Annotated in this window: 14 protein-coding genes; 10 read left to right on the top strand and 4 right to left on the bottom strand. The window is 68.9% G+C overall.

Annotated features, from left to right (window positions below):
• The first annotated feature begins 29 nt into the window (after positions 1-29).
• On the top strand, positions 30-272 hold the full coding sequence (locus J4H86_RS21670) for a hypothetical protein (RefSeq protein WP_236539836.1): 243 nt from the start codon (positions 30-32) through the stop codon (positions 270-272).
• Between the two features lie 84 nt (positions 273-356).
• On the top strand, positions 357-668 hold the full coding sequence (locus J4H86_RS21665) for a metal-sensitive transcriptional regulator (RefSeq protein ID WP_236539834.1): 312 nt from the start codon (positions 357-359) through the stop codon (positions 666-668).
• Between the two features lie 200 nt (positions 669-868).
• Here J4H86_RS21665 and J4H86_RS21660 read toward each other — a convergent pair whose 3' ends face one another.
• On the bottom strand, positions 869-1,513 hold the full coding sequence (locus tag J4H86_RS21660) for a GyrI-like domain-containing protein (protein ID WP_236539832.1): 645 nt from the start codon (positions 1,511-1,513) through the stop codon (positions 869-871).
• A gap of 174 nt (positions 1,514-1,687) precedes the next feature.
• Complete coding sequence (locus J4H86_RS21655; RefSeq protein ID WP_236539830.1) at positions 1,688-2,275, bottom strand: helix-turn-helix domain-containing protein; 588 nt, start codon at positions 2,273-2,275, stop codon at positions 1,688-1,690.
• Between the two features lie 94 nt (positions 2,276-2,369).
• Between J4H86_RS21655 and J4H86_RS21650 the strand changes: the two genes are divergently transcribed.
• The 3 genes from J4H86_RS21650 to J4H86_RS27695 all read left to right on the top strand — a co-directional run bounded on the left by J4H86_RS21650 (position 2,370) and on the right by J4H86_RS27695 (position 5,637).
• Positions 2,370-3,167, top strand: a complete 798-nt coding sequence (locus tag J4H86_RS21650; RefSeq protein WP_236539829.1) for a class I SAM-dependent methyltransferase — start codon at positions 2,370-2,372, stop codon at positions 3,165-3,167.
• Positions 3,168-3,271: 104 nt separating this feature from the next.
• On the top strand, positions 3,272-4,870 hold the full coding sequence (locus tag J4H86_RS21645) for an MFS transporter (RefSeq protein WP_236539827.1): 1,599 nt from the start codon (positions 3,272-3,274) through the stop codon (positions 4,868-4,870).
• 482 nt (positions 4,871-5,352) lie between these two features.
• Complete coding sequence (locus J4H86_RS27695; RefSeq protein ID WP_394356527.1) at positions 5,353-5,637, top strand: NAD(P)H-dependent oxidoreductase; 285 nt, start codon at positions 5,353-5,355, stop codon at positions 5,635-5,637.
• Here J4H86_RS27695 and J4H86_RS21635 read toward each other — a convergent pair.
• Positions 5,541-5,948, bottom strand: a complete 408-nt coding sequence (locus J4H86_RS21635; protein ID WP_236539822.1) for a hypothetical protein — start codon at positions 5,946-5,948, stop codon at positions 5,541-5,543. The genes J4H86_RS27695 and J4H86_RS21635 overlap by 97 nt on opposite strands.
• 207 nt (positions 5,949-6,155) lie before the next feature.
• On the opposite strand from J4H86_RS21635, the gene J4H86_RS21630 reads away from it, so the two are divergent.
• On the top strand, positions 6,156-7,160 hold the full coding sequence (locus J4H86_RS21630; protein WP_236539820.1) for a DNA-processing protein DprA: 1,005 nt from the start codon (positions 6,156-6,158) through the stop codon (positions 7,158-7,160).
• A gap of 8 nt (positions 7,161-7,168) precedes the next feature.
• On the opposite strand, the gene mobF is transcribed toward J4H86_RS21630, so the two are convergent.
• On the bottom strand, positions 7,169-10,720 hold the full coding sequence (mobF, locus tag J4H86_RS21625) for a MobF family relaxase (RefSeq protein ID WP_236539818.1): 3,552 nt from the start codon (positions 10,718-10,720) through the stop codon (positions 7,169-7,171).
• 330 nt (positions 10,721-11,050) lie between these two features.
• Between mobF and J4H86_RS21620 the strand changes: the two genes are divergently transcribed.
• From J4H86_RS21620 to J4H86_RS21605, 4 genes are all read left to right on the top strand, one after another.
• Positions 11,051-11,518 (top strand): DNA cytosine methyltransferase, encoded by a 468-nt coding sequence (locus J4H86_RS21620; protein ID WP_236539816.1) that lies wholly within the window; start codon positions 11,051-11,053, stop codon positions 11,516-11,518.
• Between the two features lie 178 nt (positions 11,519-11,696).
• Positions 11,697-12,836 (top strand): acyltransferase family protein, encoded by a 1,140-nt coding sequence (locus J4H86_RS21615; RefSeq protein WP_269134490.1) that lies wholly within the window; start codon positions 11,697-11,699, stop codon positions 12,834-12,836.
• A gap of 237 nt (positions 12,837-13,073) precedes the next feature.
• Positions 13,074-13,721 (top strand): TetR/AcrR family transcriptional regulator, encoded by a 648-nt coding sequence (locus J4H86_RS21610; RefSeq protein WP_236539813.1) that lies wholly within the window; start codon positions 13,074-13,076, stop codon positions 13,719-13,721.
• Positions 13,711-14,292 carry a hypothetical protein gene (locus tag J4H86_RS21605; RefSeq protein WP_236539812.1) on the top strand — a complete coding sequence of 194 codons (582 nt, stop codon included), beginning with the start codon at positions 13,711-13,713 and terminating at the stop codon, positions 14,290-14,292. Before J4H86_RS21610 ends, J4H86_RS21605 begins: the two co-directional genes overlap by 11 nt.
• Positions 14,293-14,407: the final 115 nt, after the last annotated feature.

The raw sequence follows: 14,407 nt of genomic DNA, 5'->3' as shown, positions 1-14,407 counted from the left end.
CAGTTGAAACGAATCGGAGAACGGGAACCATGAGCTCCTCCTGCTGCGGCGGCCACGACAAGGCCGCGACCCCCCAGCCCGTCCAGGTCGGTCAGGACAACGCCGACGACGTCGCCACCTGCCCCGTGATGCGCGGAAGCACCGTGGTGAAGGCGGACGCCGAAGCCGCGGGACTGTACCGCGACCACAACGGGACCCGGTACTGGCTGTGCTGCTCGTCCTGCGGGCCACTGTTCGACGCCGACCCCGAGCGCTACGTGAGCGCGGCCTGATCCAGGCCCCACCGCCCCGGTCACTTCCCCAGCGAAGCGGCCGGGGCTCTCCTCTCCCCTCGACCACGCCCCCAGGAGGACACGATGACGACTCACGCCACCGCCGACCGCCCCACCGGCCACGACCGGCACCGTGTCGACAAGGACGACTACATCACCAGGCTGAAGCGCATCGAGGGCAAGACCCAGGTCGTCCACCGAATGATCCAGGACGACCAGTACTGCATCGAGATGCTCACCGAGATCGGCGACATCACCTCCGAGCTCGAGACCGTGTCCCTGGGCCTGCTCGACGAACACCTCAAGCACTGCGTCCTGGGAGCCGCCCACTCCGCCACCGGCCCAGACGAGAAACTCAAAGAGGCCTCCGCCGCCATCGGCCGCCTCATCAAGTGACGGACGGACGTCCCCCGCCCGCGTTCCCCCTCCGGCGAGCGCGGGCGTTCGCCGTCTTGGCGGACGACGACGAACGGACAGGGACACCGCCGGATCGCACACCTACCCGCCGGGCTCCTGGAACGCCCGCGCGACCGAGGGACGCCGCGGGTGGTCGCCGAGCTCACGGCCAGACTGTCCGGGCTCGGCTTCTGACCTCCTCAGGCGTCCGGGCCCGCGTCGGACCGGACGGGTTGGCGCAGGATGGTGCGCAACCGCTCCGGGGCGACCTTTCGTGGGTCGCTGAGGTAGATCTCGTGGTGAGTTCCGACCATGCGGAGACCGTTGGCGGGCACGAACTCCGTGTGCAGGCGCGCGAGGACCTCCGTTTCGTCGTCGTAGGAGCCGATGTGGAGGGTCTGGACACAGCGGCCCTCGGCGAGCGTCGCCAACCGGACGTCGTCGAGCCGTTCCGGGCGATCCTTCTCTTTCACGCCGCCCAGCGCCGCCGCGTAGTCCTCCTGAGTGATCCACTCCGGCACCATGATCATCATGGTCCAGCTCCACTGGGACTTGTCCCGGGACGTGGTGAAGGACGTCATGTCCTCCGCCCACCAGAGGCCCTCCAACGGGGGAACCACGTAGTCGCGGTCGAGTTCCTTCTTGCTGTGGAACTTGAGCTTGTAGGCCGCCGGATAGAGGGCGGAGAGTGCCTGGGCGTAGGCCGGTGAGCTGTTGGGGTCACCACGGCCGTCGATCATCAGGTACTGGAAGTCGGGAACATCGAGGATCTCGAACGCCCCGGCGCTCGCCCGAAAGGTGGGCAGCTCCTTCTTGAGGTCGGTCTTCTTCGGTGTGTTGGACACAGGCGATCTCCACGGAACTGGTTGACGACGGGAGCCGGAGCGCGGACCACCATTGAACCACTGTTTCGGACACGCGTTCGCAATCGATCAACCAGCCACGGTTTTCCCCATAGCGACCACGCCCCAGACGGTCGCCAGCCACACGAACGTCGCACGACGAGAAGCAGCGTCACGCTAGGCGGGATCCGTATTGACGCGGATGTGGGCGCGCTCGCCCTGGCGGCCGACGAGGCTGAGGTACTCGACCGGGCCACTGCTGGTGGCGCCGAACCAGTGGGGCGTGCGGGTGTCGAACTCCGCGGCCTCGCCGGCGCGGAGGCGAAGGTCCTGGTCGCCGAGGACCAGCCGCAGTGTCCCGTTGAGGACGTAGGCCCAGTCGTAGCCCTCGTGGGAACGCGGGTCGGGGACGGTGTCGTCGCGGCCGGTCGGTAGGACGAACTTGTAGGCCTGGATACCGCCCGGCCGTCGGGTGAGCGGAATGATCACCGACCCGTCGGCGCACGCCAATGGGCGCAGGTCGACGCGGGGATCGGCGGTGCGGGGCGCGTCGACGAGGGAGTCGATGGTGACTCCGTAGTACCGAGCCAGCGGCAGGAGCTGTTCCAAGGTCGGCCGGCGGAGTCCGGCTTCCAGCCGGGACAGCGTACTGGCGGAGATCCCGGTCTCCGTGGCGAGCCGGGTCAGCGTGACGTCGCGGTGCAGCCGCAGGTGCTTCAGGCGGGGGCCGACGGTGTCCAGAGTCTGGTCGTCCGTGTCACTCATACGGCCATTTTGCCATTCGGCAATGATATTTGCCAGTCCGCCCTGTGGGCGTTGATGCTGGTCCCAGCAACGCGAAGAGCGGGAGGACAACGCGATGAACGCGGAGAACAACACGCCGGTGCGCAACGAGGCGAGTGCGGAAGGTGGCGTGACCGGTGAGGGTGCGGCGTTGACGCCCACCCACAGCGGCCGGGCGGACGACGACACCCGGTGGAGCGGAAGTGGCGGGCACGTGACGCACGAGTTCGACAAGAACTATTGGGAGGACCACTGGACTCCCACCGTCGGCGGCGACGGCCGGCTCCTGCCGGTCAATCCCTATGTACCCGCCGAGACCGCGCACCTGCCCCGGGGAACCGCGCTGGACGCGGGGTGCGGCACCGGAACCGAGGCGCTCTGGTTGGCCGAGCGGGGCTGGCGCGTCACCGGCGCCGACATCTCCGCGAACGCGTTGGCCACCGCCGCGGGTCGCGCCGACGCCGCCGGGCTGGCCGGCCAGGTGGAGTGGGTGGAGACAGACGTGACCCGCTGGAAGCCAGAACGCGCCTGGGATCTCGTGGTCACCAGCTACGCCCACCCCGACATCGGGCAGCTCGCGTTCTACCGGCGCATCGCGGCCTGGGTCGCCCCCGGCGGCACCCTCCTGATCGTGGGCCACGTCCACGACCACGGACAGCACGACCACGGCCACCACGGCCACGGACAGCACGGGCACGGGCACGGGCACGGGCATCCCGAGGGTGCCACGGCCACCCGGGCGGGGATCGCGGAGCTGTTCCCCTCGCCGGAGTGGCGTGTCGACGCCGCCTACGAGAACACCCGCACCGTACACGCGGGTGGGCGCGCCCGGCAGTTGCGCGACGTGGTCGTCCGCGTCCAGCGCGTGCCCTGATCCGTGTCCGTCCCGGCGTCGAGGCGCGCGCCTCGACGCCGGTGCCTGCCGCCCACCGCGCCTCGTCACCGGGCGGGACTCACCGCCGAAAGGACCAGCTGACCATGATCTCCACCACCTCCGACGGATCGGACGCGCCCACACCGTTGATCGAGGACCCACGTCGCCGCCGCGCGATCCTGTGGGCCGTCTGCCTCGCGTTGATGGCAGTCGTCGCGTCGGTCTCCGGGCTGAACGTGGCCCAGCCGCAGTTGGCGGCGACGTTCGACGCCTCGCACGGTGAGGTGCTGTGGATCATCAACACCTACACCCTTACCCTGGCCGCACTCCTCCTGCCTCTGGGGGCGGCGGGCGACCGGTGGGGACGCAAGCCCGTCCTGCTCGCGGGGCTCGCCGTGTTCGCGACGGCGAACGTCGCCGCCGGGCTCGCCCCGACCGCCGAGGTGATGCTGGGGGCGCGCATGCTCAGCGGCGTCGGGGCAGCCATGATCATGCCCGTCACCCTGTCGGTGATCACAGCGTCCTTCCCCGACGAGCGGCGTTCCCGGGCCATCGGCATGTGGACCGCGGTCGCCGGTGGAGGCGGCATCATCGGCATGTACCTCTCCGCGCTCCTGGTGGATGTCGCGACCTGGCGGTGGCTGTTCGCGCTGCCGCTCGCCCTCGCGCTCGTCTCGGCACTGATCAGTGTTCGGGCCGTCCCGAACTCCCGTGGCGACACACCCGGACGGTTCGACGTACCCGGGACCGTGACCTCGATCGTCGCCGCCGTCGGGTACACCTTCGCCCTACACGAGGCGCCCGCACTCGGCTGGGGCGACCCCGCCATCGTCCTCACCCTCACCGCGGCGCTCGTCGCGACGGTCGTGTTCGTGCTCTGGGAGTTGCGTACCCCGTTCCCGCTGCTGGACATCCGCCACTTCCGCACGCGCGGGCTGTCGTCGGGCACCACACTGCTGCTGGTCCTGTTCGGGGTGCAGGGCGGGGTCTCTCTGGTCCTCTACCCGTTTTTCCAGGTGGTCCTCGGTTGGAGCGGGCTGCTCGCCACTCTCGGCATGATGCCCATGGCGTTGGTGATGATGGCCGCTTCGGGCCTCGCTCCTCGACTCGCCGCGCGGGTCGGGGTCCGCGCGGCGATGGCGACCGGGCTCACCGTCGCCGCCGGCGGACTGGCGCTGATGGCCACTCTCGTTTCCGCCTCGGGCGGGTACCTGACCGTCCTGCCGGGACTGGTCGCGATGGGGCTCGGGGCGGGGCTGGCGATGACCCCCTCGACCGAGGCGATCACCTCGTCCCTGCCCCGGGAACAACAGGGGGTGGCCTCGGCGCTCAACGACCTCACTCGGGAGTTCGGTGCCGCCCTGGGGATCGCGCTGCTCGGCGGGCTCCTGACAGCGGGCTACCAGAACGCCATCAGCGACCGCCTGGACGGGGTTCCCGACGACCTCGCGGCGACCGCGAGCGACGGGATCGCCAACGCGACCGCCGTTAGTCAGACCGCCGGCGTCCACTCCCAGCAGATCCTCACCGCCGCGCAGGAGGCGTTCGTCTCCGGCTGGCAGCAGGCCATGTGGGTCGGTGTCGCGGTGATGGCCGTGATGGTGCTCCTCGTCCTGTTCCGAGGCCCCAGGCCCACTCCACCCACCAACACCGAGCCCAACGATGCAACCGAGGACGCGGCCGCCCCCATCCCCACGTCCTAACGCGAGCATCAGGCCCCCGTGGCTCCCGCCGGAAGCGCCGCTCCGGCGGGAGCCACGCTCACCGCTCGGTGACCAGCAGGTCCCGGTGGGGCCTGTCACGTTTCCTTCGCTCGACCGTCAATAGGTCGATGGGCAACCACGCGTGAACGTGACAGGAGCAGCACCGATGACCTTCACCCTAGTGACAGGCACCGGCAACCTCGCGTCCCACGTCCCCCCGCGACTGCCGGCTCACCTGATCGCCCGCGGGACCAGGCCTGAGCCCACACCCGAATTCGCTCGCCGGCCGCCGGCGCCATCTAGGATCACCGGTGCGCACGACGGCGTTGCAGCCCGGCGGGGAATGGGAACTCGTGGGCGAACGCCAGGAAGGCAAGGCGTTCGACGTCGACCGGGCGGGGTGGACGCCGTAATCTGACGCGCCTTTGTCGCAGGGCGTAGTCGCCACGTCAACATCATCAACCCTCGACCCGGAGGAATTCATGCCCGCGGTTCTCGTCATCGACGGCCACCCAAATCCTGACAGCCTGACAGCCGCCATCGCGCGTACCTACGCCCACCATTCCACCGACGCGCGATTGCTTGCGGTTCGGGATCTGGACTTTGACCTGCAGCTGCGCTTCGGATACACCCGGCGCATGCCTATCGAGCCTGATCTGGTCGAGGCTCGTCAGGCGATCCGGAATGCCCAGCACCTGGTTATCGCGACCCCCGTGTGGTGGCGATCTTCACGGCGAGCAGCGCGGCGCTGGACGTGCTCGCGGTAGCGGACGCGGGCGAGGGCGATGAGGCTCATCGGGCCGAGCCAGAGCATCTTGAGCGCGTTCCATGCGCACAGCAGGACGACCAGGTGGAGCCAGCCGGGACCGCCCTGCTCGATGTGATCGCTCAGGAGCTTGACGGCGGCGATGTAGGGGGCGGCGAGCAGCATCGCGGGAACGCCCCATTTGAGTCCGCGCCGGGTGTAGACGGCATCGCGGATGCGGTTCGTCGGGAAGAGCCGGCGGGCCGGTTCCAGGTTCTGGGCGGTGTTCTCGCTCTGGCGCCAGCGGCGTCGGGCGCGGTCGCTGAGGAACATCGGTGGGCCTCCATTCAACACGGTTCGAATGATCGAGAAGCGGCGTGTTGGTGGTGGCCCCGGAAGGGGCGATCCCGAAGGACCCTACAGATGGAATGCCTGCGCTTCACCTCCTAGTTTACGCCGGGGCCTGGCGAAGGGGAAGGTCTCGTCGCGGTGCCGGGTGCACCTGCGCTGGTAGTGCCTGGTGAGTGGAAGGACCCGGTCATGGTTGCTCTGGCTGACTACGCCTCCGATGAGCGGACGGCCCGCGTGATGCTCTCGATGATGATCGAGCCCGCCGACCGCACCGTCGGTCGGCTGCTGCGCCGCGAAGGCGCCGTCGATACCCTCCGGCTCCTCGACGCGGGCGGATCGATGCCGGGCGTCCGGGCTGAGGAAGCGTCGATCCTGCACCACACCGCGCAGCAGTTCGCTTCCCGGGGCAGCCTCGGCGATGAGCTGGCGGGGCTGCTGGACGGGTCGTATGCGCCGCTGATCCCTGGCGATGCGCATTGGCCGGTCTCGGTGGACGCGCTGGGTGATCGTGCCCCGTATGTGCTGTGGGCGAAGGGGGCGACCTCGTTCCTCGCAGTCCGGCAGGAGACGCGGGTGACGATCACCGGGTCTCGGGCATCGACGAGTTACGGCGATCACGTCGCCGGAGAGCTCGCGCACGATGCGTCGCACGCGGAGCAGATCGTGGTCTCCGGCGGCGCCTACGGCATCGACGGTGCCGCGCACCGCGCTGCGCTGAGTAGCGGTGGGCAGACGATCGCGGTGGTGCCCGGCGGGCCGGACCGGCTCTACCCGGCGGGGCATCGCGACATGCTCGAACGGGTCGGCGATGTGGGGTTGCTGATGAGTGAGATGCCGCCCGGGGCGGCGCCGACCCGGCACCGGTTCATCGCCCGCGGCCGACTCCTGGCGGCACTGTCCTCGGCGACGGTGATCGTGGAAGCCGGGGCACGCTCCGGCTCCCTGCACGTCGCCCGCGAAGCGCATGCCCTCGGTCGTGGGGTTGGGGCGGTGCCCGGGCCGGTCACGTCCGCGGCGAGCACCGGCACGCATCTGCTGCTGAGCGAGGGCACCGCCGCCCTCGTCACCGGCCACCACGACCTCGCCACCCTCACCAGCGACCGACGACGCCAGGCCCCGGCACGAACCACGGGGCTGAGCGCCGGTCGCGATCTCGATGCCGTCGATCAGTACCGGCCCGGCCGCTCCCTCTGATCCGCGGGTCAGAGCGCGCGGCCCTGCCGGGCCTCCATGGTGAGGTCCGGCTGCTCGGTGTTCGGGGTGTGGCGGCTGAGCTGCTGGGCCCGGGTGAGCGCGGCGGTGGCGCGGGCGGCGTCGAGTTTCTGCGCATCCGATCCGGGCCCTGGGCCGAGCGGGGTGTCGTCGGTGATCTGGTACCGGTCGCGATAGGCGGCGACGACCCGGCCGGCCTGCCGCCATCGCTGCGCCGTTCGTGCGTCTGCTGGCTTGGTTCCGAGCGCGGCCGTCCATGGTTCTCCCTCGTTCAGGTCGCGGTCGAGGACCGCGGATGCGCGGTGCTCGATGAGCTCTTCGCGTTCGGTGAGGGCGTGGTGCATCTCGGGGTCGGTGACGCCGGAGGCATACGGGACGAGCCCGGCGATCAGCCATGGTGATCGGCGGGTGCGTCCGGACCCGGCGGGGCGGGCGGTAGCGCGGGCAAGGCGGTGGTGCAGGACCGAGGCGATGTCGTCGGCATCGGCGAAGTCCCGCGCCGCCACGAGCCACGGGAACAACTCATCGAGGTCGTGATGGTTGGCCTCGGCGCGGCGCAGCTCGGCGGACAGGGCACCGTAGGCGTCGGAGCCGAGCACGAGATCGACCTGCCCCTCGGTGAGGCCGGAGGTTTCGAGGAGGGTGGCCCAGCGGTCGTGCTGGCCGGCTTGGGCGATGGTCTCGTACTCCGCCACCAACTGAGCGATGGACCCCCAGCGCTCCTGCTCGGCGGTGACGGTCTCGTGCGCGGACAGCTCGGCGCCGACGTGCTGGAGCACCCCGTACAGGACGGACCGGGCGGCGGCGTCGGGGTTGTCGGAGGGGTGCGGGGCGACATGCGCGTCGTCTGTGGTGTCGGTGGCGACGTAGGCGTAGTTCCCGTGCCGGCCGCGGGTCATCGCGACGTAGAAGTTCTCCCGCGTGGTCGTCGCCGTCACGACCGTGTGCGCGGTGTCGACCGTGACGCCTTGGGCGCGGTGCCCGGTGATCGCATACCCGAGTTCGACCTGTTCGGCGACGTAGGCGGCGGGGAGCACGAGTGAGCCGCCGAAGCGTCGTCCGGCGGGGCGGACGGTGATCGACCCATCGCTGGAAACGGCGGTGATGGTCCAGCGGTCGCCGTTGCGCACCCAGTTCTTGCCGTTCTTCGACCGCAGGCGCCGGTCGTTCTCCCTTGTGATGACCCGGTCACCCTTGGATGCCTGGGTGCCGTCGTGCAGGGTGACTTCTCGGCTGGGGGTGATCGTGCGGTCGAGGATGAGGTCGGCGCGGGCCCGCTCGTTGAGCTGGGTGACGGTCTCGCGGGTTTCGGCGACGAGGATCGACGCCCACCCCGCTTGCACGTCGGCCCGCCAGGCGGTGTAGGCGGCATCGATCATCGCGTCCTGTTCCCCGCCGCGCACTCGGTCGTGCTCGATGAGCGTGTCGATGGCCGGGGTACGGCCGTGCCGCAGGGCCAGCGAGTTGGCCTTCTCCCATTGATGGGTGAACCGGTGTACGTCGACCAGTTCGGGGGCGTCGTCGCGGTCGTGGACTAGCATCCCGAACGCCCCGCCCGCATCCACCGCCTGGAGTTGCGACCAGTCGCCCACGAGGAGGACTTTCGCGCCGGCTTGTTCGGCGAGGCCGGTGATGCGATCGAGGGAGCCGGTGCCGGCCAGGGATGCTTCGTCGAGGATCACGAGCTGGTCCTTGTCGAACGTGGTTCCGTGGAGGAGGTGCATCTGCCACCAGCGGGCCGTGTTTTCCGTCGCGATCCCCAGTTCCTCGCCGAGCACCTGTGCCGCGTTCTCCGACGGGGCGAGCCCGACCACGCTGCCTGTGCCGTGCTGCTGCTCCCAGGCCCGCTTCAACGCGCTCATCGCTGTCGTCTTCCCTGCACCTGCTGGCCCGACGAGCACGTCGACGACCCGGCCCGACACGGCGATCCGCTGTAGGGCATCGGCCTGATCGGGGCCGAGCCGGCGGCCCTCCGTATCCGGTCTGCTGGTGATCTTCTCGACGGTGGCCAGTTCCACGGTCGGCCCGGTCGTGGCGTGGGAGCGGTCGAGGAGGCGGTCTTCCGCGGCCAGCAGTTCTTCGGTGGAGTAAAGGACGGCGCTGGGGTGGCGGAAGCGGCTTGATCCGTCGGGGCGGCGGAACACGATCGGGCTCGATGCCAGCTCCGGCGGCGTCAACCGCAGCGACGCCTGTTCGGCGGCGTCGGTGACCATGCCGGTGATCGCCTCCCTGTCAGCGGCGGTCGCGAACCGGATGCCCATGAGCTGCCGGCTCGCCTCGGAGTGGAGGTTCCAGCGCCGCCACGTCGACCGTTTCTCACCCACCGCCGCGACGACGGACTGGCCGAGGTCGGTGATGGTGTCCAGGGGTACATCGTCGGCCCGCAACAGCGCCGCCTGCTCCCCGGTGCCGGTGAGAGTGCGCGCCCAGCCGGTCGCGTCCTCACCGAGGACCTCGCCGGCGCGGTGGCGCCAGTTGGCGGTAAGGGCAGCGAGCGACTGCACCCGCTTCTCCGGACGAGTCGCGAGGGTCGCCTGGGCGCGGAGCTTCAGGATCGTCTTCGCCGACGGCTCACGGCCATGCTTGGCCCGGTAAGTGTCGATCAGGCGAGTCTTCTCCTCCTCGATCTGCCGCGACCGCGACGAGAACTCCGAGATCAGCTCGTCCGGCACCGGCGCAAGCTCCCATGCCGGGTTCCGATCCCGGCCCCGCTCCCTGGCCTCCCACTCGATCCCGAACATGCCCGTGATCCGATCAGCGAGGATCGCGTTGTACAGCTCGGACAGCGCGACGACCGAGGCGTGCACCGGGCGACCGGCGAGGGTGCGCCATTTCTGATCTTGCACCGTCAGCACTTTGTTGCTGACCACGACGTGCGTGTGCAACTGCGGATCACCACTGCGTGAGTCGTAGTGGTCGAACGCGGTTGCGAGGACGCCGGCGACATCGACATGCGCGACCGCGCCCTCCGGCCCGGCGGCACCGACGCGCGTGGTCGCAACCTCGCGTTCGAGGAACGCAACCACCTCCGCAACCGCCTGATGATGGGCGTCTGCGATCAGGGATTGCGTGCCTCCGTCCGCAACACCCCACCACGCCGACAGCGACTTCGGCACCGAGAACGTCAAGTCATACCCCGCGACCGCCCGGCGGGTGCCGCGCTCAGCCTCCTCCGCCTCGATCGCCGCGACCTGCTCCGCACGAGACACCGGCCCCAGCTCCGAGTCAAGGTCAGCGACCCGCTGATCGACGCGCTCCTGCACGCTCGCGTACTGCCGATACGCCTCACCCAGCGGCTCACCCGTGATCGGGTCGCGACCCATCCCGACCAGGAGCTGAAGCTGAGCCTCGGAGACCCGGCCGCCCTCGGTGAGCTCGCCGCCGCCGAGGTACGGCAGGCCCGACCCCATCCAAAACCCGGGAGGAGTTCCCTCCTCCGTGTAATACCTCGTCAACGGGGTCGAGAGCGAGCGGTCGCCGTCACCGGCGGCGACGGTGCGCAGCAGGTACTCGTAGCCGTCGCCGGCGCTCATCACTCGCATCGAGACCGTCATACCGACCAGGTGAGCCGACGGCATCTCACAACGGCGAAGCGTCTCAACCTCCCGTTGTCAACTTAGGTTGACGGCAGGGGCCTCGCTTGAAAGACGTGTGGCGGCTCGTTGGGGCGGCGAGAGCGACGGTCACGAAGGAGGTCGAGTCGCGCGCTGCCGCGGGTTCGAGGAGGCAGTCGGCCGAAGACGCTTCGGGTCGCGGTCATTCGATACGCGCCGGTCGTCTGGTGGCACACCTGGCAGGTGTTCAGCCCGGAGCGTCGGCGCCCGTTCGGTCGCGTCGAGATCCCGAGTTCACGAAGCCTGCGGAGCCACCTCATGCGCGACGACCATCCCCTTCGCGGCCGCCCTCTCCACGTCGGGTCGCTGTCCTCCGGCTACGGCGGCCTCGACCTTGCCGTCGAGTACGCCACCGGCGGCGAGACGATCTGGTTCTCCGAGACCAACACCTCCATCCGCGTCTTCGCCCACCACTGGCCGGGCTTCCCGGACCTCGGCGACATCACATCCGTCGAGTGGGCGACGGTGCTGCCGGTGGACGTGCTGATCGGAGGGTTCCCCTGCCAAGACGTGAGCACGGTCGGCAGAGGCGCCGGCCTCGCACCCGGCACGCGCTCCGGGCTCTGGTCGCACATGGCGGCCGCGATCGACGCGCTACAACCCGAGCTCGTCGTCATCGAGAACGTCCGCGGCCTGCTCTCCGCACCCGCAGTCCGCCCCACCCCGGAAGGAGCAACCCCCGATGCACGCAACCCCGACGATGCAACCATCGACTTCACACCCTGAACGATACAATTGTATCGTAGTGCTGTGACGCCCGGGGGTAAGCCCGCAGCCCCCAAACCGAGGTTAGGCCTCGGCGGGCAAAGCCCTGCAGGGTCTCTGCCCACGCCACAGCAACGCGAACCAACTCGGCTATGCCGCGACAGTTCACCGCCGAGAACAAAGACAGGATGCCAATCTGATGCATAGAGAGTCTCAACCGAACTTGCGGGGGCTGCACCGCGCCGAGGCCGCTGCTCGTCCTCGACTGCCGTGGATTGACACGGTCCGGGTGGCAGTTACCGTCCTGGTCATAGCGCACCACTGCGCGGTCACCTACGGGAACATCCCCGTCTGGTTCTACAACGAGCCCCCACAGGATCCGTCGGCCTATGCGCTAGACGCGCTGGTTGTGCTGAACCAGACCTGGTTCATGGGTTTATTCTTCCTCATCTCGGGCTACTTCGTTCCTGTGTCGGTCGACCGACACGGGCCGCGCACATTCGCCCAGGATCGGCTCATCCGTCTGGGTCTCCCATTGCTCAGCTTCGTGCTGATCGTGCGGCCACTTGCCAACTTCCACTCCTGGCTACTCGACTCGGACCGGCCGCCCTACGCTCTGCACTACCTTCGCACTATCGATGCGGGACCGGCCTGGTTCCTCGAAGTGCTGCTGGTGTTCTCATTGATCTACGCCATCTACCGCACCGCACGCAGAACCCCTCCACCTGGCCGGGACACCGCTTCCGAACTTCGCCCCGGAGTTGCCGTCGTCCAACTCCTCGCGCTCATGGCCGTCATGGCTGCAACGGGGGCGGCCTGGCGGCTCATTGTTCCCGATGGCACTCATTGGCCAGTCGTGGGTCTGCCGACGCCGTCCTTTCTTCCGCAGTACGCGTTGATGTTTGCCGCTGGCGTGCTCGCGTCCCGGCATCGATGGCTGGAACGCGTGCCCACCTCAGTCGCCGCGATGACCGCAGCCCTGTCCGCAGTCACGCTTTCAGCGCTCGCGCCTGGGATGATGTCGCCCGACCCTCGCGTGTCTGCGGTCGCGGCGGGAGTTCTCACGGCCGCGCTCGGCGTCGGGCTCAGCGTGGTAGTGCTGGTGATATTCAGACGACTCGCGCCGGACACCGGACCGATCCGGAGGTTTCTGTCGGCGAACGCGTTCACCGTCTACGTCATTCATCCCGCAATCCTGGTCGGTCTTGCACTGATGCTTCGGGACGTCACGGCTCCGGCGATCGCGAAGTTCGGCGTCCTGCTCCTCCTGGCAGTACCGGCCTGCTGGCTGCTCGCTGCAGTCGTGCGCACGATCCCAGGAGTCAAGAAGATTATGTGACAGCTTTCTCCGCTCCCCAATGCCCGGCACCCTTCGCGACCGGGGTTCAAGGCTCGGCCGTGGCCGAACCCTGACACCGCGCCTGGCGTCCGGTCGCTCCCACGGCACTGAAATCGCCAAGTGACCGTAGAGCGCCAATGTCGGCCTGCCGCCGTCGCCCGCCTGCCAGAAGGGATGGAGACCGCGTATTTACTTCGATACACTTGTATTACACTGCGGAAGGAAGGGAGATGGGCTGTGGCGCGAGGGCGCGGACGCGATCACGATGTGGTCCGGCAAGCGATCATCGATGCAGCGGGCGCCGCGGTCGAGCAGGGGGGCCTCGAGTCGCTGACGTTCCGTCGGGTCGCTGCTGCCGCGGATGTATCCCCGGGACGGGTCCAGCACTACTTCACCGACCGCGCCAGGCTGGTGCAGGCCTGCTTCGATGCTGTGCAGGATAGGGCGCGTTCTCGTGTGGAGGCGACGCTCGCGAAAGTCGAGCCGAGCCCTGCGGAGGTGGTCGCGGCGATTCTGCGCACGATGATCCCGCGGAGTCCCGAGGACTTCAGAGATCTCCGTGTGGTCACCATGTTTGAGACCTTGGCGCTCACCGAGCCGGCGTTGGGGCGGGCACTGCTGGAGGGTCACGCAGAGCTGCGCATGCTGCTGGTCGATCAGGTTGCGCTCGTCTTACGCAGACCCGGTTCCGCGCTGGAAGCAGCCGGCATCACGTCCCCGGAGATGATCTCTGATGGATTGCTTGCGACGGCCGGCGGGCTCGCGAGTGAAGTCCTGCACGGCCATCTCGGGGCCGACGAGGCACACCGGGTCCTAGACGCGGCGCTGGCCTGCGGGCTCGGCAAGAGCACGACTGACGACACGGAGGGCGGCCATGGCGGATGACTCCGAGGTCCTGCGGCCGCTGCGGCGCGGGGAGAGGCTGGTCCGGGGCCGTTTCGAGACCGAGCACGACGGGGCGACCTACGTCGTCGACGCTCACTACCTCGACCTGGACGAGCGCATCCGCCTCTACCGGAACGGGCGACTCGTCGACACTGCTCGCGGGCGTGCCACGTTCCATCTCGGCGGTGGCGTACGGATCGAGGCCGCGGTCGCTAAGGCCGGCATGAAGTACGTTCGCCTGCGACAGGGCGAAGCTGGCGGCACAGTGCAGCTTCCACCGGCCGAAGGAACGGCCGAGGCATGGCGGGCGCGGGTCGGTACCGCTCACCCTACCGCGAGCCGAGTCGTCGGTTGGGTCTCGCTCGTCGTCCTACTGGCTGTGCTCGGGATCGAGCTTCCCCAGCTGATCAACCTTGCCGGGAACCTGACGCCGCTCGTCGGACTGCCGTCGTTCGAGGTCCCGGCACTGACGCTACCGGGCTGGACGAACGTGGCACTCATCATCCTGGCCGGAGCCGCCGGGCTCGAACGCAGCCTGAGTATGAAGTACAACCCTCTGCTCGACGACTGATCGGCTCGATGGGTCAGAACACTCATTCGCGGCGCTTCAAAGAAGATGGTATCTGCGGCGTGGGCTCTGCTCTCCACGCCGAGCGCGGACAGCGTCGAGCCATTGCGCGCTCTGC

Source organism: Spiractinospora alimapuensis (assembly GCF_018437505.1).
Classification (GTDB): Bacteria; Actinomycetota; Actinomycetes; order Streptosporangiales; family Streptosporangiaceae; genus Spiractinospora; species Spiractinospora alimapuensis.
The sequence above is the reverse complement of the archived record's forward strand: the minus strand, read 5'-3'. Positions and strand labels throughout refer to the sequence as shown.